Genomic DNA, 18,992 nt, shown 5'->3' with positions numbered 1-18,992 from the left:
CGCTAAAATCCCTCCTCAAAGATCATCAGATATTAATCTGGGAGGGTTGAGTAGCGTTGTTTCAGCAATTCGAGATCGTTTTTGCGGTCTAAGTTATTTTGTTCTAACACTCTACGCAGACTAGGGTGGGACGTTTTGAGAGTTTCTTCATCCATAGCGATAAACTCTTGCACCATCTGCATGGCCTTTAGACAATCCTGTTTAGTTCGGATTTCAGATGAAGTCATTGGTTAACCTTTAGTCTTGTTGAGAAGAGCATCCTCCAACCCATATTGGAATCAATTCAGAAAGTCAATTCTGTTCTCCAAGCCAGGGAGACCTTAGCCCACATTCAGTGGATCAAAAATGGCACAAAATAATTGCGACGAAATCTTTGGCACATTTCATGAAATATTGTCCAAAGTATGACGTCAGTTTACGCTTGCCAATCCATTAACTCTTCAAATATTTCTACCTCCGAGAAAGGGCAGACTTGAGGAAGTTGCTTGGGATCGAGGGGAGTTTCTTTACCCACAAGGTTTAGACCCTTTTCATACCCAATCTCAATAGCCTCACTCAGATAAGGCTTCAAACTAGGATTCTCTTGTAGGTGGCGCTCAATCTCCTGGCGCTGCTCTTTAATCGTGTAAAACCAACTCTTCGAACGGGCCTCGGGTTGATAATGCCACTTAAGCAAATGCCCTAACAAAACTCCCAATCGATTGCGCAACTCCTGCCGTTCTCGCTTCCCCAAAGATGCAATCTCCTCAATCAGATTTTGAATATCCACTTGCTCCCACTGCTGAGCTTGCAGTAGTTCTATTTGGTGTTGGGTCCAAGCGTAAAAATCTTGATCATAGAGTGTAGTAGTTTGCATAGAAAGCGTCGCTCTTCATCACATTAATTTTGTAGGCTGTTTCGCGGTAGCTGATGCCATGCTGTTATTTTGTAGTTCAAACAAGTATCAACATTTTATCTTAGGCTTAGGCGATGAAACATCACTTACATCAGGAGCAAATACAATCCTTTGCAACATTTATCGAAGACTTGGTTTCAGATATCCCTCCACAAGTGCTTGATACATTGCCTACCGATGGTGCTGCTGAACATGACCACTACATCTATGGCACGCCAAAGAAAACCTCCCATCCAATATAGAGTCAAATTTTGCAGATACCTTTTATGTCGAGGAGTTACGATACCTATTTTTGGCATCGTAGGTAAAACTTCTGGATACACCTCAAAGTTTAGGTGCGTCAAAGTATCAATCTCAGCCTGAAACCCTGGGCGTGAGAGTGGTTAAGGTAAAGGGTGAGAAATGCGATCGCTGCTGGAATTACTCCACTTATGTCGATCAGTCTGAAGTACATCCCTGGTTGTGCGATCGCTGCGACTCCATCATCGACAACTTGATTACCCAAGGCCAAGTCAGCCAAACTGAAGATGGCAGTTATAAACCAACTTTATAGCAGCTTTTCCTCTCCATTAAAGGATCTAACCCCATTGAGGTATTGCAAACTTAGCAATGACTGATCCCTTCTTGGCGAGCTGCTTGCTCCACTGCCGAAGCAACCGCTGTCGCTACGCGCTCATCAAACACAGACGGAATAATATGATCGTGGTGGAGTTCATCACTTCCCACTAAAGCTGCGATCGCATAGGCGGCTTGTAGGTGCATTGTCGTTGTAATAGCGGCAGCGCGGCAGTTCAGGGCACCTCGAAAAATACCGGGAAACGCCAATACGTTATTAATTTGATTCGGATAATCACTGCGTCCCGTAGCAATCACAGCGACATCACCTTGGATTAACTCAGGTTGAATTTCAGGAATGGGGTTAGCCATCGCAAACACAATTCGATCTGAAGCCATCGTTTTGACCATTTCTGGCGTTAGAACACCTGGCGCACTCACCCCAAGAAACACATCCGCCCCTTTGAGGGCATCGGCTAAGGTTCCTGGCTGTTCTACCGCAAAAGACTTCTTAGTCTCATTTAGGTCCGTGCGATCTTGACTGATAATGCCGTTGCGATCGCACAGTCGAATCGTTTTCACACCTGCTTTTTGCAATAACTTAGCAATGGCCACACCTGCAGCTCCAGCTCCATTGATGACAATGGAAATATCCTCAAAGGTTTTATCCACTAACTTCAGAGCATTGATGAGCGCTGCCAACACCACAATCGCAGTTCCATGCTGATCGTCATGAAAGACCGGAATATCTAGTTCTCGGCGCAGCCGTTCTTCCACTTCAAAGCAACGAGGTGCACTAATATCTTCTAGGTTGACCCCACCAAAGACCGGGGCCATTCGCTTCACCGTCTCCACAATCTCATCCACATCCTGAGTAGCTAGACACACAGGAAAGGCATTAATCTTGCCAAATTCCTGAAACAGCAGAGCCTTCCCTTCCATTACGGGTAAAGCGGCTTCGGGGCCAATATTTCCTAATCCCAACACTGCACTACCATCGGTAACGACAGCCACGGTATTGCTTTTGATGGTATAGCGATACACCTGATCTTTCTCTTGGGCAATGGCCGTGCAAATCCGACCTACGCCAGGTGTATAGGCCATGGATAAATCATCCTGGCTATGAAGAGGGAGCTTACTTTGAACGGTGATTTTTCCGCCCCGGTGGCAATCAAAGGTGCGATCAGAAACATCCAGCAAGGTAATGTGCGGCAGTGCTTTTAAAGCATCCACAATAGTATCCGCATGTTCCGTACTGGAGGCATTGACAGTAATTTCGCGAGTCAGCGAGGTATGAGTGCGTTCCAAAAGGTCAATATGTCCCAGACTTCCCCCAGCAGACCCAATGGCTTGTAATACCTGGGCCAGCATCCCCGTCTGATTAGGTAACTTCAAGCGAATGGTCAGGCTAAAGCTAGAGTTAGGTGTCAGTTGAACCATATTGATTGCTACCGTACGTCAAAATTATTGCAAGCTACAGCTCCCAATTGTAATGGCATATAGCAAACTCGATGGTGTTCTCCTCTTCTGCATAGAAGGGAATGGATCACCATCAAAGCAATAGCACAGCATCTGTATGAAACCCCATTTCTTTTTTCTTCTGATAACAACAATAATTGAAGGATTCAAGGAGTAACCTTTCTAATTTCAGATCATCTTTCTGAAGCGCTAATAGATGTAAATGAATATCAAGATTTACCAATCAGAAAGCATTAACTATCTAAATCTAATCTTCTCCCGAAGAAGCTTTCAGGAATTGCAAAGACTAGTGACTCATAGAACACAAGTCTTTGCAATTCGCATAAAATCCTGCGCTATATCTGATGATTCTAATAGCCTCAGAACATCACTTAAGTTCTATTGAAATCGATCCTCAATTGGGAGCTACTATGACGCAAGAATATGAATATCGATACGATGCCCTTAAAGATGTTTCCTCTGAACTGAAATATCCAATGGCTAAGGAAGTTTTTCCAGCAGATCAGTCGTTGACAAAGTGGCCTTGGACCAGAGATATCGTTTCCGTTGTACTCAGAATTATTGCCAATCAGGCAATGCAGGATATAGCCGTCCGCAAAGGGTCTGCCTGTCGTCTGATTACTTTTCTGCGCTTGTCTAGAATTCTCGAGAATCCCCTCAATCAATCATGGCTGGAGCGACTCTTTAATGCTGTGAGTGATCTTGTCAGAGGTCTCTCCAATATTTTTGGCAACCAATCCCAATCTCAAAACATCAGGCATGATGTTAAAGATAAGCAAAATCCTGATAAGGTCTCAGCCCGGATTTCATCCATAGCCAAGGATATTCAAGAAAAAGCTGAACTCAGGGATGCAGGAGAGAAACCTTCCTTAGCAAACTATCGTGATCTCTTTCAGATCATTTACCTACCAGATATTAGTAATCATTTTCTGGAAGATCGGGCATTTGCTGCTCAACGGGTTGCCGGAGCCAATCCCCTTGTGATTAACCGCATTTCCGAACTCCCAGACCATTTCAAAGTCACAGAACAACAATTCCAGACTGTCATGGGAGAGGGCGAGTCTCTCCAGACAGCCCTAAATGATGGACGCGTCTATCTAGCGGACTACCAGATCCTAGAAGAAATCGTTCCTGGTACCGTGAATACCAAGATAAAAGGTCGTCAAGAAACACTTCAGAAGTATAGCTATGCACCTTTAGCATTATTTGCGATTGGATCAGGTCATTGTCCAGGTCGTCTCCTCACACCGATTGCTATCCAATGCCACCAAGATGCAGACAGCCCTATCTTTACACCGCCAAGCCTTGAGGCTGGTGAAGAGGAGCGGCTAGCTTGGCGTATGGCCAAGACAGTGGTTCAAATCGCTGATGGTAATTATCATGAACTGATTTCTCATTTAGGGCGCACCCATCTCTGGATTGAGCCGATTGCTTTAGGTACTTATCGACGCTTAGGAACAGAACATCCCCTGGGTAAACTGCTCCTCCCTCACTTTGAGGGCACCTTATTTATCAACAATGCCGCAGCGAGTAGCTTAATTGCACCTGATGGCACCGTAGATAAACTCTTGTTCGGAACAATACTGTCCTCCGTGCAGCTTAGTGTCAAAGGGGCCAAGGGCTATCCCTTCTCTTTTAATGACTCCATGCTGCCCCAAACCTTTGCATCCCGAGGCGTGGATGATCTGCAAAAGCTACCTGACTACCCTTATCGTGACGATGCATTGCTCCTTTGGCATGCAATTCATGACTGGGTTGAGGCCTATCTGCAAATCTTCTACAAAGATGATGCTGCAGTCCTCAACGATGAAACATTGCAAGCTTGGTTGAAAGAGCTTAGAGCTGAAGATGGGGGTCAGATGACCGAAATTGGTGAAGCGACACCGGAAGAACCCGAGCCTAAGATTCGCACCTTGGATTACCTCATTAATGCGACAACACTCATTATTTTCACCTGTAGTGCCCAACATGCATCTGTGAATTTCCCCCAAGCGTCGTTAATGACGTTTGTCCCCAATATGCCTCTCGCAGGTTTCAGTGAAGCTCCAAATGCAAAGACAGCCAGTGAAGCGGACTATTTCTCCCTACTACCTCCCCTCAGCTTGGCGGAACAACAGTTGGATCTAGGTTATACCTTGGGTTCGGTCTACTATACTCAGCTGGGTTACTACAAGGCCAATGATGTGGATCTAGATGATATTAACGAACATACTTACTTTAACGACCCCCATGTTAAACAGCCTCTACTAGGTTTCCAACAAAGGTTAGAAGAGATCGAATTGATCATTCAAGACCGTAACGCAACCCGACCCACCTATTACGACATCTTGCTCCCGTCCAAGATTCCACAAAGTACCAATATTTAACCTACATTCAGCAGGCTAGCTAGCAGAGCAGATAATATTTTTTACAGCCCTTCCCAAGGAACGGCAAGATAAGTTGCTGCCTGCTGTTGAGCTTGATGAGATGCTTGGCACCATCAAGCCAAACTAAATGGACGGCCTGAAAGCATTGGAGAATCCAACGTAACGTAGGTTTCATAGTTTGTTTCCCCTTCTGATTAGGGAGAGTTGTTTGTACTTGTTCTAGTGCATTTCTTAACTGTCGTTGTCCTAAGCTGTAGACCATCAAACACAAGGCCATGATCATGGCTAAGGCAGCGATACGCCGAGGTGTCTTCAGGAAAACACTAGAGGCAAAGAAGAGTGGATCTTTGATAAAGCGAAAGCCTCCTTCACACGCCTGCTGGTTCTTATACTCGCGCAGAATATCATCATTGCTCCATTGCTCTTGTTCCAAGAGATTGGTGGCTAAGATGAAACGACCTGCTTGCCGCCGATAGCGTTCGATGACTGGCTCATTGAGGGTTAAGGTAGCCTCAATAGAATAGGTGTAGTGAGTCACAACCGTTGCTTTTGTCGGTCGTCCAGCCTTTGAATAATGAGGTTTTTTGTGGATTTTGAGATCGTCAAGGGTGTGATACCTGAGGATTTTGCCAAAATCTTGGGCTGCAGCTAAAGCATCTGCAGGGCACAAGAAGGTCTGTTTGCAGAGGGTTTTAAGTGCAGTAGTTTTTTGGCTAAACGCCTGATCAATCCGCTTTTGCACTTGTTTGAGTCCAGAGTCTCTGCGAGCTTTACTTTCAACCACCAGCCACCGTTGTTGAATCTCTCCATAGGTACTACATACTTCGACAAAGCTATAGCCGTTGAGAGCACTGGGGTGAAACTGTGAACCCGGCAGCCCTTGTAATAAGTCTTGGGCTGCCGTTGAACTTGCTGGAACTCGGCTAATCCAAGATGTACTTCCTAATGCTTGCAGATTGTCGGCACTGTAGAGGGCACTATCAGCAACAATCACCTCTGGCTGTTGCTGACTCCACTGTTGCTTAAATTCATGGATGATAGGCACAAACGTACTTTTGTCCGCATCATTACCGTTGCCCACTTGTAAAAATAAAGGAATACCCCCGTCCCCACTCACCAGTAGGTTCAATACAAACTGCTTGAGATCACGACGATTGTCCCGTGAGTAGCCGTAGGTGATTTTCACGGGTATCGGCTCCTCTGATTCAGCCAGTGCAGGGGAGGGGGACTCAGGTGCAGAGGGGGATTCGTCTGACGCCTCAACCTGTGGTTTATCTAAGTATTGCCCCTCAACACTAAGGCTTGTCGCATCTAGATGCGCACACCTTAGAGCTACATCGAATTTCTGAACGACTGCCATTGCCACATGGATAAATATCTGGGTCACACCATAGGCATAGAGCTTGTCGAGGACTCGACCGATACGGGTATCGTTGAGGTGCTCTGGCAGTACACCTTGACCGAGTAAGTGCTCGGTTGCTTTGCTTTCGAAAAACTCACTAAATAAGTACAATGGAGCACTCAAAAAGCCCATACCATTTAGAATCAGGGCTTTGACAACTTGACCACAACTAACATTCTCTTGCTCGTGAGTACCTAATAATCGATCCACTATTTCGACAATGCCGATCTCATCGACGATACCGGCAATAATACCGAGATGGTCAATATCCTGAACGTCTATCTCTTGAGGTGAATACATGGACTTGCGTTGAGAGACAACCTCAAAATTATCCCTTGATGGTTATACCAATTTGCGTTTTAAATCGTAATTCTCATATGAGGAAAATTGGTCATAGAAGTCAGCCTATCGGGTAAATCCATGAGTTCTTTGAGTCCCTTGCACAAGGTATCGGATACCTCATCTAAAGAATCAAAAACCTGATTGTAGAAGTGCTTTTCTTTCACCTCCTCCCAGATATGCTCTACAGCATTGAGTTGTGGACTTCGAGGAGGCTGAACAATCAAGCGTATATTGTCTGGAATGACGAGCTTCTTTCCGGTGTGGTAAGACGCTCCATCGACCTGCATCACCACAAAATAGTCTGAAAATTCATCCGCCACTTGTGCTAGGAATAAGTTCATCATCTGAGTATTGGAAAAGGGTAAGACTAAAGCACTCATCTTTCCTAACGCAGGAGCAACAGCAACATAGCCATAGAGATATTCACGGACAAGCTGCTGCCCACTTTCGGGTCGAATTCCAGGAGCACACCAAGCTCTTCTTACTTGCCCTAGACGACCAAAGCGCCCTTCGTCTGCTGCCATGATCACAATGGGACGTTGGTCTTCAGCTGAGCGATCTGCTACAGCGGTTTGGACCAGCCCCCGAAAGTTTTTTTAAAAGCCTCTCGTGCCGCTTTGTTTCCATTGGGATGGGACGGACGAGGCATGAGTTTGCGCCATCCGTGTCGGTCTAGCAAACGATAGATAGTACTGGGTGCCACTGACGTCTCCACTTTAGTCTCAAAGGCCGTTTGGATCTCTTGAACCGTTGTTAAATGACCTTGTTGAGCACGTTCAATAAACGATTCTAAAAATTCAATCTCTTCTTCGATACTCAGATAAGCACCGGGATTCTTCTTCCGTTTAGCCCTAGGAGCAATTGCTGCTGCTCCTAGGCGATTGTAAGCGGAAATCACCTGATGGACCGTTCGAAGACTAGTAGCAGTATGCGTGGCTATTTCGATAGCTGGGCGAGGATCTACCAGGGCGTTATAAATAATCATCCATTTTTGCTGACAGCGGGCAGTCGGAGCCGTAGCAATTTTGTCTTTCACCTCATCCACTGTTAGATGCGGTTTAACTGTACTAACTCGACTCATATACTTATGGAATGAACATAGGATTAGATCCTATCTAAATTACATCCCAAAACACAAATTGGTATTAGTACCTGCTGAATGTCGGATTTAAGTTACGTCACCCTAGTTCGGGTTAAGTCCATTTTTACAATCCTTCTACGGCAGAACACAGCTTGCAGCTCCCGTAGGAATAAGGGTTTTAGCTTATCCCGAACTCAGGTTCAGAAAAGCTATGGCAGTATCGAATTGGATCATGTCATGGCATTGATCTCGCTAACCTGAATTCGGGTTAAGCACATTTTCCAACCACTTGTACGGAAGAATGTAGGTTTTAGCCGATGCAAGAATAAGCGATCAAAATACGCCAGCCCCTAAGGCAAACGTTTTAGTAAATTCAATCGTTTGGTTACCTCTTTGTACACTTCAGTACGGCCTTTTTGTTGTGCCAAGCTGGCGCTTTTTTCCAGATCGGCCCGTCCCTCATTTCTTTTACCGCTAAGGGCCAGCACCGTTCCTCTATTCATATAGAACAACGCATTGCTAGGAGACAGGCTGATGGCCTGGGTCAAATCCTGCAGTCCTCCAGAAATATCTCTAGTACTGGCCCGTGCTAGACCTCGGGCATTATAGGCAAACGCCGCATAGGGGGAATTAGCATCCAGTTTCAATGCAGCATTGGCATCCGCGATGGCATTCTGCCACTGCTGCTTTTCGGTCAATAGATTTGCACGCAGAATATAAGGCATCGCAGCTTGAGAATCTAACCTCAGGGCCTGGTTAATATCCGATGTTGCACCCGATCCATCTTTCAAAACAAACTTTAGATAAGCTCTGATGGTATAAGCATCACTCAAATCAGGGTTTAGGCGAATCGCCTCATTGATATCTTGTTGTGCAGCCAAGACAATATCGCGATTCTTTCTAGACCGACCCTCCAAAAAACTCCAGCCGATCGAAGACATACGAGCATCCGCCCTTAAACGGTAAGCATCCGCTGCATTAGGATCCGTTTCAATCGCTTGATTTAGAGCCCCCAAAGCGGCCTCATTATTGCCTTGATAGAGTTGATTGCCACTTTGGGCAATCAAGTCATCCACCTTTGAGGGCTTTGCAGTCGCACTCGGATCGGGCGCTTGAGCAGTAGCAACCTGTAAGTCTAGATCTATTCCAGATTGAGGCGCTAAGGACAAAAACGTACTAATCGGAATTCCCAGGTTATAGCCCACCTTCACCACTACATCTGGATTACGGGTGCTTGCCTGGCGATCCGTTTCTCCCCGGCCATGAATACCAACTAACGTTCCTTCTTCACTCAGCACTGGCCCCCCAGACATACCTGGCAAGGTGTTGTTGGTATAAATTAAGCCGTAACCGTCATCTTGCTTCACCTGAGAATTAGCAGAGACAATACCCTGCTGAAACAACAGGGTAGGTTGAGTAATCGCTGTTCCTGTTAACGGCCACCCAGCAACATAAGTGGTCATTCCTCGTTGCGATTGACTGGAATTACCCAAATTAGCCACTTGATAGGGCTTTTCACTACTGAACTGCACCACGGCAAGGTCAACACCAGGCAATTTTTTAACCTGGGCATAGCTCAAAGAGTGGCGCTGATTATCTGGCGTAATCACGTCATACTCATCGTCTGTTGCCACTACATGGGCTGCTGTCAGCACAAAATAAGTCTTGTCTTGCTTGGCAATCATTACCCCTGAGCCAGGTGCTTGCCCATCAATCTTCACGCTGATTTGCTCAGCAATATTAGCCACCTGTGAAGCAGTGAGAGCTAGAACAGCTTGCCCTTGCACCACAACAACAGTTACTACCCCAACCAGTACAGATGGAATTCCATAACCAAATTTCATTTACCAGTTCCTCATGCTCAATATGCTTACCCAATCAACCTTCACTTCAAGTTCATGCCCAGAAAACACAGCACTGGAACTCACCCCCGTGAGCTACCAAACATCGTCTGGCTGAGGTTGAGACGGCGTTGAGGTTTCAGACGGAGCCGAATCGGTGGAATTAATAGTTGGTCTGGAGTTCAAGAACTCATCCATCTCGATGTAGATACGTCGATTGGTCTCATTGAGTGGATCATGGGAAGCTCGTACCCGCAAATCCATCAACTTCTGAAGTGTTTTACCTGGATTACTTCCTGGTTTTAGGGTAAATAAAATACCTGTACACTTTTGCTTCGGAGCAGGCGCAACACAGACAACATTTTGTTCAGTCTCTACATCTCGACCAGTGGTTACATAATTGAGTGACCCATCTCGATAGTATTGCTCAAACAATCCCGATACTTTTTGGCAACGGGCTTCGGGAGTCCAGCCTGAACCTGCAAAGTGCTCTGATGTCCACCGGATCACTGCAACAAAACCTTGTTTCGTTTTAGCCAACGTTGTTGGCGTATTGTTGCTTTGGCCACAGCTAAATCTTGGTTCGCTCGCTTGCGCTGGGGAACGACTCAGCCACAAGGTCGCACCAGCAACTAATGGCAATGTAATCAAAGATATAATTGGGTAGCACTTCATAGTCAAGTCCGAGCTTAAATTACATCAAAAGCTATATACATAAAAGAGCAATAAACTTGGATATAGCAATCTCCTTCTTAGAGATAGCAGTCCATCAACCACGACTCAATTCCAACTTTATGAGTTTATAAAGTCTGGACAAGAAAATCAATCTATTTCTCTTTCTGGCCCTTTACTTAATAATTTAGACTCTTCCGATCTAGCCTCTCCAACAAGGGGAAAATCATTATTTTATTAATTTCAGCACAAAAGCACTCATTTTTGAATCAAATCAATGCTTTGAAGTTTTCTATCTCTATTTATCCTATATTTATCCATAATTTTAGCTTCACTTTACTGTACCTATAAGTCTAGGAATGAATGATGTCAGCCTATTACTTTGCACAAATTCCGTTTATCTTAAGGTTTTTTAGTGCATTCAATCAGAGTTACTACTAGCATAATAGCCATACAAAATAAGACTTATAGATCTAAATACACATAGCAAAAATCACATGCCATGCATGTCGAAGCCAGTAGAGTTCAAGCCCAAAAACAACCGGTTTTATGTTTTCTCTTCCAAAGCCCTAAATTGAAGTTTAGTTCATGCTAATTAGCATGAACTAGGATAAACCTCTACCTGGAAGCAACAGAGTTTGTGTAATCGCAAAGCATGATCGTGCAAGCTACAAGTACTGATCGACGATGCTTACAGGAGCCTATCAGACTAGAACCCTGTTTCTATCAGGGGTGAGGTTATGGGTTAAATCTTTAAAACCTTGGCAAAGCGATGGACATCGTAATATTGTCCATCCTTAAACACTTCTTGTTTAAGAACCCCTTCTAACTCATATGCACATTTCTCGACCACTCTCATCGACACTATATTGGGAGCCAGAATAAGAGCATAGAGCTTCTGCAATTTTAGGTCTGAAAAAGCATAGTCAGTCATCTGTTGAACTGCTTGGGTTGCTATCCCGTTACCCCAATAAGGTTCTCCCAGCCAGTACCCAATTTCAGCCAGGTGATCGCGCCAACCTGTTTTACGAGCTATGCCGACACTACCTGCAAACTGACCATTATATTCGATGACTTTCGTCACATCTCCTTCAGCCTTCACCCCTTCAGATACCCACCATTTTGCATCGGCTCTTGTGTAGGGATAAGGAAAGGTATAGACCAAAAAACGCGATACTAACTTGTTGTTAGCCAGAGCTAACAAAGCTTCAATATCTGAATTGGCATAATCTCTGAGGGTCAGCATGGGGGGTGCGATCGCAAGCCGCTACATCCTCAAATTATAGTCGCTGCTAGATGAACACTATTCAGTAGCAGTCAACACTGGATTGTTTTCTAGAACGTCTATGTGGCGATGGTTCCAGTCCACATCCTTTAAAATAACCTGACTCAAATCTACTTGCCTAAGAATGGTACCTGTCAAGATTGCTCCACTCAAATCTGCGCCCGTTAAATCTGCACCCGTTAAATCTGCACCCGTTAAATTTGCACCTTTGAGGTTAATGCCAGTGAGATCGGAATAGCGAAGGTCTGCCCCTGCCAGATTTGCCCCTGGACAAATTGCTGCGCGTAGATTTGCCACCCTTAGATCTGCTTTTGCCAGTTGGGCTTGCTTTAAGTTAGCTCGTGTTAGAGTTGCCCGAATCAGTTTGGATTGACTTAAGTTGGCAACTTCCAAACAAGCATCCATAAAGTCCGTTCGCCACAGTAATCCTTGGGATAAGTTAGCACCTCTGAGGTTGCTACCTCGAAACTGTGTCAGGCTCATATTGACCCGAGCTAGATTTGCCTGCTCAAAATTAATGCCATTTAGCAACAGTTCACAGAGACTATCACCCATCAGAATTGTGGAGCTAAAGTCTCGAATACCGTTCGTATATTGTTCAATAAGAGAGTCGGAGTGAAGGTCAACTAACATAGCTTTTAGGTCTAACAGCGAGGCTTGGATAGAATCCCCCCATCCAAAGCAGACCCTCAGCTATCTCAAGTGAGGGTCAAACGAATTGGGTCAGTTGTTAGACACCAGTCACAATTTGAATGAAGTTGACGTTAGTGGCTAGTTCTAAAAGAAGAATAGACATAAAGCCGACCATGGCTAGGCGTCCACTGATTCTTTCGGCATTCTTGTTAAAACCAAATACGGGCTCTTCTTGAACAGAGGTCTTAGGCTCAACAGCAAAACTGTTAACGTAACCGCGGTCGTCTGAAGTGAATCCTTTAGTCATGGGAAGTGCTCCGTAAATGCTTTATTTGCTTATGTAAATAAATGTAACACAAGCATTATGAAATGTAAAGAAATTGACGTCACCAATCGACAAAGACGAAAGCTTTATCACTTCAAATCCTTTACCTATAAAGCTTTTTGGCGATCTAAGAATTAAATCATTTTTGTAACGAGTTCTTGCAAGCAACCTTGCTTAAATCGGCAATGAGTCCATTGCAACTTCTTCGCTTGATGGCCAGACCAGTTGAGAAAGAGCAACCAGCCACCCAAGCCAGACTGCACTTTACAGAGCAACACCTACATTCTGTAAGACGGTCATTGGCCCAACCTGCTTCAAATGCTCTAACTCCTGTGGGTTACGTACCAGTAAAGATCCGGCAAACCCCAAAGCATTAATGGCAACATCTTCAAAGCTGGGTTGCGAACGTAGTACCATCAACATCCAATCTCTGGTGACCAGAAGATTATAGGCACCTGTCGCTTCAGGAGTATCAGGTTGCCATGGTAAACCAATAGCCCCTAAGAGTTGGTAATAGGTGTCTAGCAATAACGAAGCTAGGGTCTGAGGAGAATCTGTCCAGTCTAAAGACAGAGGTGCGATCCCATGCACAAACGGCAAAGCTGGACTCTGACCAATACCTTGTAAAGCAGCTGCAGATATTAATGGTGAAATCGGTAAATCAGGGCGATCAGGAAAAAACGGTAAGGGCACCATCTGCAAATGCTTATGGGGCTGACTCGCACCCGCCGCCCACCCGCCGTTATAGAAAGCCAGCCCTTTCATTTCACTTAAGACAATGGCTAACGCCAAACAATCGGCAGCATCGAGCCACGTTTTTTGACTGACAAAGTCCCGCGTCACCATCAGCAAATGATGATCTACCACATTGAATTTATTCAACAAGACGAGATGCTGATCCGACAGATCAGATACAAACAGATCTTCTTCGTAAGGGAGAAAGGGATTAAAGTCTTTGGGTTTAGGTGTTTTGAGCACTGTCGCTTTGCGCGCCAAATTAGAGACAATCCGCACCATAAACTCCAGTTCTCCATCGGTCAATGGCTCATAATGTGTGGCAATCGAGTGCAAAGCACCACAATGCTTCGCCTGTTGGGTTCGATGAATCAGTTGTGCTTGCAGAGTACCGGGAATGAGTCGCTGGGCATGGGTCATGGGCGTCAAGTTGTCAACAGAGTAGTCGAAAAAACAGACCTACTCCTTAAGAATATTCGGTTTAGGCTAGAGATATAGCGGCTTAGGAAATTGGGCATAGGCAACTTAATATCAACAAGCTAAACTAATGTAAACTAATTAATTCCTTACCTTTAATAATTAAGCTCATGCTTAAGCTTTCTGAGCTAGATAGTCCATGCATGGCGATAACCGCAGTGCAAACGCCTGTTACCCGCCCTGAAGACAAACAGGCACAAAAGACGGTTCGGAAACCCTATCCGAATTTCAAGGTGATTGTGGTCAATGATGATGTCAATACATTTGAGCACGTAGCCAAGACATTAATGACCTATGTTCCCCATATGACGTCTGATAAGGCTTGGGAATTAACCAATCAAATTCATTTCGAAGGACAGGCCATCGTTTGGGTGGGCCCTCAAGAACAAGCAGAACTCTACCATATGCAGCTCCAGCGAGCGGGCTTAACCATGGCACCATTGGAGGCCGACTGAAGTATGTCTGCGAGTAAAGGCCGATTAGTGCTCAACCACTCCACCCATATTCCCGGCTTACTCGCGATTTTAGGAAAATTGATTCACTATCCAGGCATTAAAACCGTTACGCCTGGTGTGATTAGCCGGGTAAAGGGCCATACTCCCCACTTAAAACTTCGAATTTCAGTCCCCATTCGGGGCGGATTTAAAGTTCTGGCCCGCTCAGGCAAAACGGTACAAGAAGTCTTTATCGTCACGACCCTCACCCAAGAATCGGTGACACAACTCATTACCGAGTTGTGTTAAAGAGCCCAAACCTTGAAGGCAAAGCTCTATTTAGCGTGGGGCCAGCATTTTTTCGCCCGAGCAGTCGCCCCGCCCGGGATTTAGGCATATTAGCAGCCGCTGTCTATCGCCAACAGATAGGCCACCTCCGCCTATTAGATGTCATGACTGGATGCGGGGTGCGATCGCAACGCTATACCCTGGAAAGTAATGCAGATTGGATCTGGGCCAACGATGCCAATCCTGACATGGCAAAGGTTCTAACCGATAACTTGAGCCAACTGCCCCCGGAGCGGTATCAGCTTTCGTATCACTCAGCAGCACAGCTATTCCATGAGTGCCACCATCACGAGAGTTTTGATTTTATCGACTTGGATAGTTTTGGCTTGCCCACCCCTTTCCTGCAAGGCTGTCTGCAAACCGTCAAATTAGGCGGATTACTTTACATCACGGGCACCGATAGCCGCACCTTAGCCGGACATAATCCCAAACATAGTCAACGATTACTGGGAGCATGGGTGCGATCTCATCCTGCTGCCCATGAGCAAGGACTACGGCTATTATTAGGCATTTGCTGGCAACAAGCCCAAGCCCTAGGACGGGATATTCAGCCCATTTTCTCGTACTTTCAAGGTCAAATCTATCGAGTGCTCGTCCAGGTAACCTCCCCCCAACCTCAGAATGGTCTGGGATTTATCGGCTATTGTCACCACTGCGGTCACTATCAAACGGTCTCTTGGGAAAAGCTCAGTCGAGCCACCTGCCCAAACCAAGGCCCACCCTTAACCCTTAGCGGTCCCATGTGGTTAGGGCCATTACATGATCCAACTTGGGTAGCATCTATGGAGCAACTAGCTGAAGATTGGGGTTGGTCAGACCGGGTTCAACTCCTACAGATTATGCAAGCAGAAGCACTAATGCCGCCTTATTTCTACTCCGTTGCAGACATTGGACGGCGAGGAAAAATGGATATACCAAAACGCGATCGCATGATTGCACAACTCCAAGGGCAAGGCTATCAGGCTAGCCTCACCCACATTAATCCTCAAGCCTTTAAAACCGACGCGCTATTCCATGACTGTCTGGCTATTGCAGCAAATCTATGAACAGCAATAGTGTCAATGCTTATCGGCTCAGTCGAGCGGGAGAAACCCACTCATTCCAAGAACTGCTATAGCCATCGTAAGTAATAAAGTAACGGTTACCGCTGACATCCAGAACCTTTCCGGGGTACCACTTTCCTTTCCACAAAATCTGTACCGATTGTCCCGCTCGATAGGCAGAATTAGAGGAGGCAGGAGCATAGGGACGAAAACGATTGGGGCCTACCCACTCATCCCAAGAACTGCTATAGCCGTCATAGGTGATATAGCATTGTCGACCATTAGCATCAAGAACCTGAGCTGGATACCATTTCCCTTTCCATAAAACTTCACCTCTCTGTCCAACAGCACAAGTAGATCTGGCCTCAGCATTTAGCGCCAAGCCACCAAACCAAGTTGCCGTTAGCAGCAATAAAAATGAAATAGATTTTTTCATAGTAATAATATTGATGGTCATACCTATCCCTAGTATTCCCATTGAGGCTGATGATTAAGCGAATCTTGCGATTTACCATATTGATGGGGCAAGCGCATCTCAACTCCCTAATCTGCAGTCACATAGCCCCTACCAAGGGAGTGGTTGACCATCTCGGAAAAATCCACCTGTAGGACCATCATCCGGTAACATTGCAGCCCAAACAATTCCAGATGCCCCCTCAGGAACGGGTCTCGCACCCATCTTTTCTGTGCCGGGATAAGTTGCAGTAAAATTCGGACATACCGCATTCACCAAAATACCTGCCTCTAGCAGCGATCGACTCAGCTTGACAGTTAGAGCATTCAAGGCCGTCTTAGATATTCCATAAGCTGGCAATCCCCCGCTTTGTTCCTGCAGACCTCTGGGACCGGCAAACGACCCCGCACCACTAGAAACATTTACAATCCGCCCATGCTGACTCTTCTCCAGCAGCGGCAAGCACGCCTGAGTCATGCGCCAGGCTCCAAACAGGTTCGTATTCAAAGTATTCTGGACATCATCCAAATCAGCCGCTAGAGTTTGCTGCTGAAAGTCAAAATTTATGCCTGCATTGTTAATCAATATATCTAAGTGCTGGAGATCGCTTTCTAGTTCGCTTACTAACTGGGCCACACTCTGATTATCTGAAACATCTAAAGGCTTGACAATCACTTCAAGCCCTTCTTCCAGCAGTTGTTGCGCTGCTTGTTCACCCTTTTGGCGATCACGAGCAGTGAGGATGATGCTAACACCTTGCTGGGCCAATTGTCGACAGACCTCTAACCCCAGTCCACGGTTCGCCCCCGTCACTAGGGCAATTTTGCTGTTCTTTTCTAGCATGGGGTTCTCCTATGAGGTACGAAAGAGTTGATGACGTCAAAACGACCGGATGTCGATCGCTCTCGGTCAGACCTGGGGGGCCACTTTTGATCAAAGCTGTGTTTATCAAAGTGCAGCTGCATAAGAATCCACAGTCAGGAATGAACCCTAGCGATGGTGTAGCGTGGTCTTCCACCATTGATACTAGGGAGATTGACAAAGCCCTGTCCATGATCGTCTAAGGTTTGCCAGTGAGCTAACCACAAATAACGTGATTGTTATTCAAGACAACACTGCAGCTCATGCTCCAGATAGCCTGGCATGACAGAGAGAAAGTCTGACTGAACCTGAGCTTCTTTTCCTGAAATCACATCGAGGATGGCAACTTCTAGAATCATACGTTGAGATCTTGGATTATTCCGATCCAGGCTGAGTCCAAAAATAATTAGCAGCGGGAGGATTCGCTATCTTACGAGCATCATCCGTAGGATTGAGATAAACAGAAGACTGGCGAAACGGCTGGTCTTTCCCAGAAGACTGGCTGAGACGTCGTGCCACCCGATCGGGGATACCATAGCCTTGCTCAATATGGCCTTTTCCGGCTAAGACAACGACAATCCGATCAGGCTGTTGGCGAACAGTCTGGGCTATTTTTTCAGCCATCGTCTCATCCCAAAGAACTTGCGCGGCAAAAAAGCGCTCAAACCCTTCTTCAGAAGCAGGGCCGGGATGAAATTGTTCATAAATGGTCTTAAGTTTTTGACGATAAGCAGTATTGCTAACGTCGATCTCTGCTAAAGGAGGGATAAAGGTGTAGTCTTCTGAGGTGAGGCTTTCCAACCCTTGCCGACCCACTTTTTTGGTGATCTCCCTAGGGGTATTAAGAGCAATAACCGGCAGTTGATGCTGTTTAGCAAAGCGCAAAACGGGGGCGTAGAATTCCCAGTCAAATCCCCAGCGTTGACGATACTCCGTTTCTTTTTGCAACTGTGCCTCTGTAATCTCTCCGGCCAGATAGCGATCGATGGGATCTTGAAAGGGACGCTGAAACATCTCCATGGCGATCGCAAGTTTGGGTTCTCGTTCAAATAACCCTCGGATAATCGCTAATTGAGCTTTGTGGTCAGCCACACTGTTATGGGTTTCCCCCAAATAGACCACTTGGGCATCGGCTAACTGGTCTAAAAGAGTCTTTTGCTCAACACTAACCGCCGATGAAGCACTGATGACTTGCCAGCCAATCGTAGGGAGTGCACAGGCCAAAAACAGTCCTAATCCTAAAGACCACAAATAAGACGGACGGGGTCGGCGCATGGGGAAACCTCGACAGGTACTAGGTACAAGATGACATAAACCCACCCAACTATGGTGAGCAACAGATCGGAAGCTAGGAATAGTCCAACAAAACAAAACCCCCTCTTTAAATAAAGAGGGGGAAAACTATGAACTAGTTATTTCAGTAGACTTACCACTTATCAGCTTGATCTAAAACGTATGCAGCAACGTTCTCGATATCGCCAGAGGAAAGGCTAGCACCAAATGCAGGCATGCCACCTTTACCATTGGTGACCTGATTGATAATGGCATCAGCAGAGTCCATGCCATTAGCAGATAAAGCATCTGCTTTCAGAGTTTTATCTGCTTGGACAACATTGTTGCCGCCTGCATGGCAAGCAGCACAGTTAGCATTAAAGACACCCGCACCCGCACCCGCATCAGCGGCTAAAACAGGGCTGCTGATTGCAAAAGCTAGGACAGCAAGTGCAGTCAAAGCAATAGATAGAAGTTTTTTCAATGTGTTTC

The 18,992-nt window shown here is 45.8% G+C and carries 23 protein-coding genes; 7 read left to right on the top strand and 16 right to left on the bottom strand.

Features of this window, described 5'->3' with window-relative positions; genetic code table 11:
- Positions 1–32 precede the first annotated feature (32 nt).
- Together I1H34_RS03730 and I1H34_RS03725 are read right to left on the bottom strand one after the other, a co-directional pair.
- Positions 33–227: a hypothetical protein gene (locus I1H34_RS03730; protein ID WP_212664409.1), complete on the bottom strand. Its 195-nt coding sequence runs from the start codon at positions 225–227 to the stop codon at positions 33–35.
- Positions 228–415: 188 nt separating this feature from the next.
- Positions 416–856: a DUF29 domain-containing protein gene (locus tag I1H34_RS03725; RefSeq protein ID WP_212664408.1), complete on the bottom strand. Its 441-nt coding sequence runs from the start codon at positions 854–856 to the stop codon at positions 416–418.
- A 113-nt stretch (positions 857–969) separates the two neighbouring features.
- Between I1H34_RS03725 and I1H34_RS03720 the strand changes: the two genes are divergently transcribed.
- Together I1H34_RS03720 and I1H34_RS03715 are read left to right on the top strand one after the other, a co-directional pair.
- A complete protein-coding gene (locus tag I1H34_RS03720) occupies positions 970–1,137 on the top strand; it encodes a hypothetical protein (protein ID WP_212664407.1) in 168 nt (55 codons plus the stop codon).
- Between the two features lie 137 nt (positions 1,138–1,274).
- Positions 1,275–1,448, top strand: a complete 174-nt coding sequence (locus tag I1H34_RS03715) for a zinc finger domain-containing protein (RefSeq protein WP_212664406.1) — start codon at positions 1,275–1,277, stop codon at positions 1,446–1,448.
- Positions 1,449–1,498: 50 nt separating this feature from the next.
- Here I1H34_RS03715 and I1H34_RS03710 read toward each other — a convergent pair whose 3' ends face one another.
- On the bottom strand, positions 1,499–2,890 hold the full coding sequence (locus I1H34_RS03710) for an NAD-dependent malic enzyme (protein ID WP_212664405.1): 1,392 nt from the start codon (positions 2,888–2,890) through the stop codon (positions 1,499–1,501).
- Positions 2,891–3,339: 449 nt separating this feature from the next.
- Between I1H34_RS03710 and I1H34_RS03705 the strand changes: the two genes are divergently transcribed.
- Positions 3,340–5,295: a lipoxygenase family protein gene (locus tag I1H34_RS03705; RefSeq protein ID WP_212664404.1), complete on the top strand. Its 1,956-nt coding sequence runs from the start codon at positions 3,340–3,342 to the stop codon at positions 5,293–5,295.
- Between the two features lie 19 nt (positions 5,296–5,314).
- On the opposite strand, the gene I1H34_RS03700 is transcribed toward I1H34_RS03705, so the two are convergent.
- The 9 genes from I1H34_RS03700 to I1H34_RS03660 all read right to left on the bottom strand — a co-directional run bounded on the left by I1H34_RS03700 (position 5,315) and on the right by I1H34_RS03660 (position 14,031).
- Positions 5,315–6,997 carry an IS1634 family transposase gene (locus I1H34_RS03700; RefSeq protein WP_212661850.1) on the bottom strand — a complete coding sequence of 561 codons (1,683 nt, stop codon included), beginning with the start codon at positions 6,995–6,997 and terminating at the stop codon, positions 5,315–5,317.
- A gap of 59 nt (positions 6,998–7,056) precedes the next feature.
- Positions 7,057–7,563, bottom strand: coding sequence for a transposase (locus I1H34_RS03695; RefSeq protein WP_212662769.1), 507 nt, complete (start codon positions 7,561–7,563; stop codon positions 7,057–7,059).
- A gap of 38 nt (positions 7,564–7,601) precedes the next feature.
- Positions 7,602–8,120 carry a helix-turn-helix domain-containing protein gene (locus tag I1H34_RS03690; RefSeq protein WP_212662770.1) on the bottom strand — a complete coding sequence of 173 codons (519 nt, stop codon included), beginning with the start codon at positions 8,118–8,120 and terminating at the stop codon, positions 7,602–7,604.
- Between the two features lie 350 nt (positions 8,121–8,470).
- A complete protein-coding gene (locus I1H34_RS03685; RefSeq protein WP_212664403.1) occupies positions 8,471–9,964 on the bottom strand; it encodes a S1 family peptidase in 1,494 nt (497 codons plus the stop codon).
- A gap of 93 nt (positions 9,965–10,057) precedes the next feature.
- Positions 10,058–10,612 (bottom strand): COP23 domain-containing protein, encoded by a 555-nt coding sequence (locus I1H34_RS03680; protein WP_249369769.1) that lies wholly within the window; start codon positions 10,610–10,612, stop codon positions 10,058–10,060.
- A gap of 766 nt (positions 10,613–11,378) precedes the next feature.
- Complete coding sequence (locus I1H34_RS03675; protein ID WP_212664401.1) at positions 11,379–11,879, bottom strand: GNAT family N-acetyltransferase; 501 nt, start codon at positions 11,877–11,879, stop codon at positions 11,379–11,381.
- Between the two features lie 57 nt (positions 11,880–11,936).
- Positions 11,937–12,551: a pentapeptide repeat-containing protein gene (locus I1H34_RS03670; protein ID WP_212664400.1), complete on the bottom strand. Its 615-nt coding sequence runs from the start codon at positions 12,549–12,551 to the stop codon at positions 11,937–11,939.
- 97 nt (positions 12,552–12,648) lie between these two features.
- Positions 12,649–12,858 (bottom strand): chlorophyll a/b-binding protein, encoded by a 210-nt coding sequence (locus I1H34_RS03665; protein WP_212664399.1) that lies wholly within the window; start codon positions 12,856–12,858, stop codon positions 12,649–12,651.
- Between the two features lie 282 nt (positions 12,859–13,140).
- Positions 13,141–14,031, bottom strand: a complete 891-nt coding sequence (locus I1H34_RS03660; protein ID WP_212664398.1) for an ATP adenylyltransferase family protein — start codon at positions 14,029–14,031, stop codon at positions 13,141–13,143.
- Between the two features lie 200 nt (positions 14,032–14,231).
- Here I1H34_RS03660 and clpS point away from each other — a divergent pair, with 200 nt between their 5' ends.
- The 3 genes from clpS to I1H34_RS03645 are packed head-to-tail and all read left to right on the top strand — an operon-like array spanning position 14,232 to position 15,916.
- Entirely contained in the window at positions 14,232–14,543 is a 312-nt protein-coding gene (clpS, locus tag I1H34_RS03655) for an ATP-dependent Clp protease adapter ClpS (RefSeq protein ID WP_212666125.1), read from the top strand.
- Positions 14,544–14,546: 3 nt separating this feature from the next.
- Entirely contained in the window at positions 14,547–14,831 is a 285-nt protein-coding gene (locus tag I1H34_RS03650) for a DUF2103 domain-containing protein (protein ID WP_212664397.1), read from the top strand.
- The gene (locus I1H34_RS03645) at positions 14,825–15,916 is read left to right on the top strand and encodes a class I SAM-dependent methyltransferase (RefSeq protein WP_212664396.1); all 1,092 of its coding nucleotides are present in this window, start codon (positions 14,825–14,827) and stop codon (positions 15,914–15,916) included. The genes I1H34_RS03650 and I1H34_RS03645 overlap by 7 nt, the downstream gene beginning before the upstream one ends.
- A 19-nt stretch (positions 15,917–15,935) precedes the next feature.
- On the opposite strand, the gene I1H34_RS03640 is transcribed toward I1H34_RS03645, so the two are convergent.
- Positions 15,936–16,370 carry an agenet domain-containing protein gene (locus I1H34_RS03640; protein WP_249369767.1) on the bottom strand — a complete coding sequence of 145 codons (435 nt, stop codon included), beginning with the start codon at positions 16,368–16,370 and terminating at the stop codon, positions 15,936–15,938.
- Positions 16,371–16,478: 108 nt separating this feature from the next.
- Entirely contained in the window at positions 16,479–17,210 is a 732-nt protein-coding gene (locus I1H34_RS03635) for an SDR family oxidoreductase (RefSeq protein WP_212664394.1), read from the bottom strand.
- Positions 17,211–17,221: 11 nt separating this feature from the next.
- Between I1H34_RS03635 and I1H34_RS03630 the strand changes: the two genes are divergently transcribed.
- On the top strand, positions 17,222–17,431 hold the full coding sequence (locus I1H34_RS03630) for a hypothetical protein (RefSeq protein ID WP_212664393.1): 210 nt from the start codon (positions 17,222–17,224) through the stop codon (positions 17,429–17,431).
- Positions 17,432–17,603: 172 nt separating this feature from the next.
- Here I1H34_RS03630 and I1H34_RS03625 read toward each other — a convergent pair whose 3' ends face one another.
- Both I1H34_RS03625 and petJ read right to left on the bottom strand, forming a co-directional pair.
- Entirely contained in the window at positions 17,604–18,503 is a 900-nt protein-coding gene (locus I1H34_RS03625; RefSeq protein WP_212664392.1) for a ChaN family lipoprotein, read from the bottom strand.
- A 151-nt stretch (positions 18,504–18,654) separates the two neighbouring features.
- Positions 18,655–18,984 (bottom strand): cytochrome c6 PetJ, encoded by a 330-nt coding sequence (gene petJ / locus I1H34_RS03620; protein WP_212664391.1) that lies wholly within the window; start codon positions 18,982–18,984, stop codon positions 18,655–18,657.
- Between the last annotated feature and the right edge of the window lie 8 nt (positions 18,985–18,992).

Origin of the sequence: Acaryochloris marina S15 (assembly GCF_018336915.1) — a bacterium.
GTDB lineage: Bacteria > Cyanobacteriota > Cyanobacteriia > Thermosynechococcales > Thermosynechococcaceae > Acaryochloris > Acaryochloris marina_A.
Note: the sequence above shows the minus strand (reverse complement) of the source record. Positions and strands in the feature narration are given on the sequence as shown.

What these genes read in the sequence shown, in the direction of transcription:
- I1H34_RS03730 (WP_212664409.1), bottom strand. Translation starts at nt 227, where the DNA reads ATGACTTCATCTGAAATCCGAACTAAACAGGATTGTCTAAAGGCCATG.
- I1H34_RS03725 (WP_212664408.1), bottom strand. Translation starts at nt 856, where the DNA reads ATGCAAACTACTACACTCTATGATCAAGATTTTTACGCTTGGACCCAA.
- I1H34_RS03720 (WP_212664407.1), top strand. Translation starts at nt 970, where the DNA reads ATGAAACATCACTTACATCAGGAGCAAATACAATCCTTTGCAACATTT.
- I1H34_RS03710 (WP_212664405.1), bottom strand. Translation starts at nt 2,890, where the DNA reads ATGGTTCAACTGACACCTAACTCTAGCTTTAGCCTGACCATTCGCTTG.
- I1H34_RS03705 (WP_212664404.1), top strand. Translation starts at nt 3,340, where the DNA reads ATGACGCAAGAATATGAATATCGATACGATGCCCTTAAAGATGTTTCC.
- I1H34_RS03700 (WP_212661850.1), bottom strand. Translation starts at nt 6,997, where the DNA reads ATGTATTCACCTCAAGAGATAGACGTTCAGGATATTGACCATCTCGGT.
- I1H34_RS03695 (WP_212662769.1), bottom strand. Translation starts at nt 7,563, where the DNA reads ATGGCAGCAGACGAAGGGCGCTTTGGTCGTCTAGGGCAAGTAAGAAGA.
- I1H34_RS03690 (WP_212662770.1), bottom strand. Translation starts at nt 8,120, where the DNA reads ATGAGTCGAGTTAGTACAGTTAAACCGCATCTAACAGTGGATGAGGTG.
- I1H34_RS03685 (WP_212664403.1), bottom strand. Translation starts at nt 9,964, where the DNA reads ATGAAATTTGGTTATGGAATTCCATCTGTACTGGTTGGGGTAGTAACT.
- I1H34_RS03675 (WP_212664401.1), bottom strand. Translation starts at nt 11,879, where the DNA reads ATGCTGACCCTCAGAGATTATGCCAATTCAGATATTGAAGCTTTGTTA.
- I1H34_RS03670 (WP_212664400.1), bottom strand. Translation starts at nt 12,551, where the DNA reads ATGTTAGTTGACCTTCACTCCGACTCTCTTATTGAACAATATACGAAC.
- I1H34_RS03665 (WP_212664399.1), bottom strand. Translation starts at nt 12,858, where the DNA reads ATGACTAAAGGATTCACTTCAGACGACCGCGGTTACGTTAACAGTTTT.
- I1H34_RS03660 (WP_212664398.1), bottom strand. Translation starts at nt 14,031, where the DNA reads ATGACCCATGCCCAGCGACTCATTCCCGGTACTCTGCAAGCACAACTG.
- clpS (WP_212666125.1), top strand. Translation starts at nt 14,232, where the DNA reads ATGGCGATAACCGCAGTGCAAACGCCTGTTACCCGCCCTGAAGACAAA.
- I1H34_RS03650 (WP_212664397.1), top strand. Translation starts at nt 14,547, where the DNA reads ATGTCTGCGAGTAAAGGCCGATTAGTGCTCAACCACTCCACCCATATT.
- I1H34_RS03640 (WP_249369767.1), bottom strand. Translation starts at nt 16,370, where the DNA reads ATGACCATCAATATTATTACTATGAAAAAATCTATTTCATTTTTATTG.
- I1H34_RS03635 (WP_212664394.1), bottom strand. Translation starts at nt 17,210, where the DNA reads ATGCTAGAAAAGAACAGCAAAATTGCCCTAGTGACGGGGGCGAACCGT.
- I1H34_RS03630 (WP_212664393.1), top strand. Translation starts at nt 17,222, where the DNA reads ATGAGGTACGAAAGAGTTGATGACGTCAAAACGACCGGATGTCGATCG.
- I1H34_RS03625 (WP_212664392.1), bottom strand. Translation starts at nt 18,503, where the DNA reads ATGCGCCGACCCCGTCCGTCTTATTTGTGGTCTTTAGGATTAGGACTG.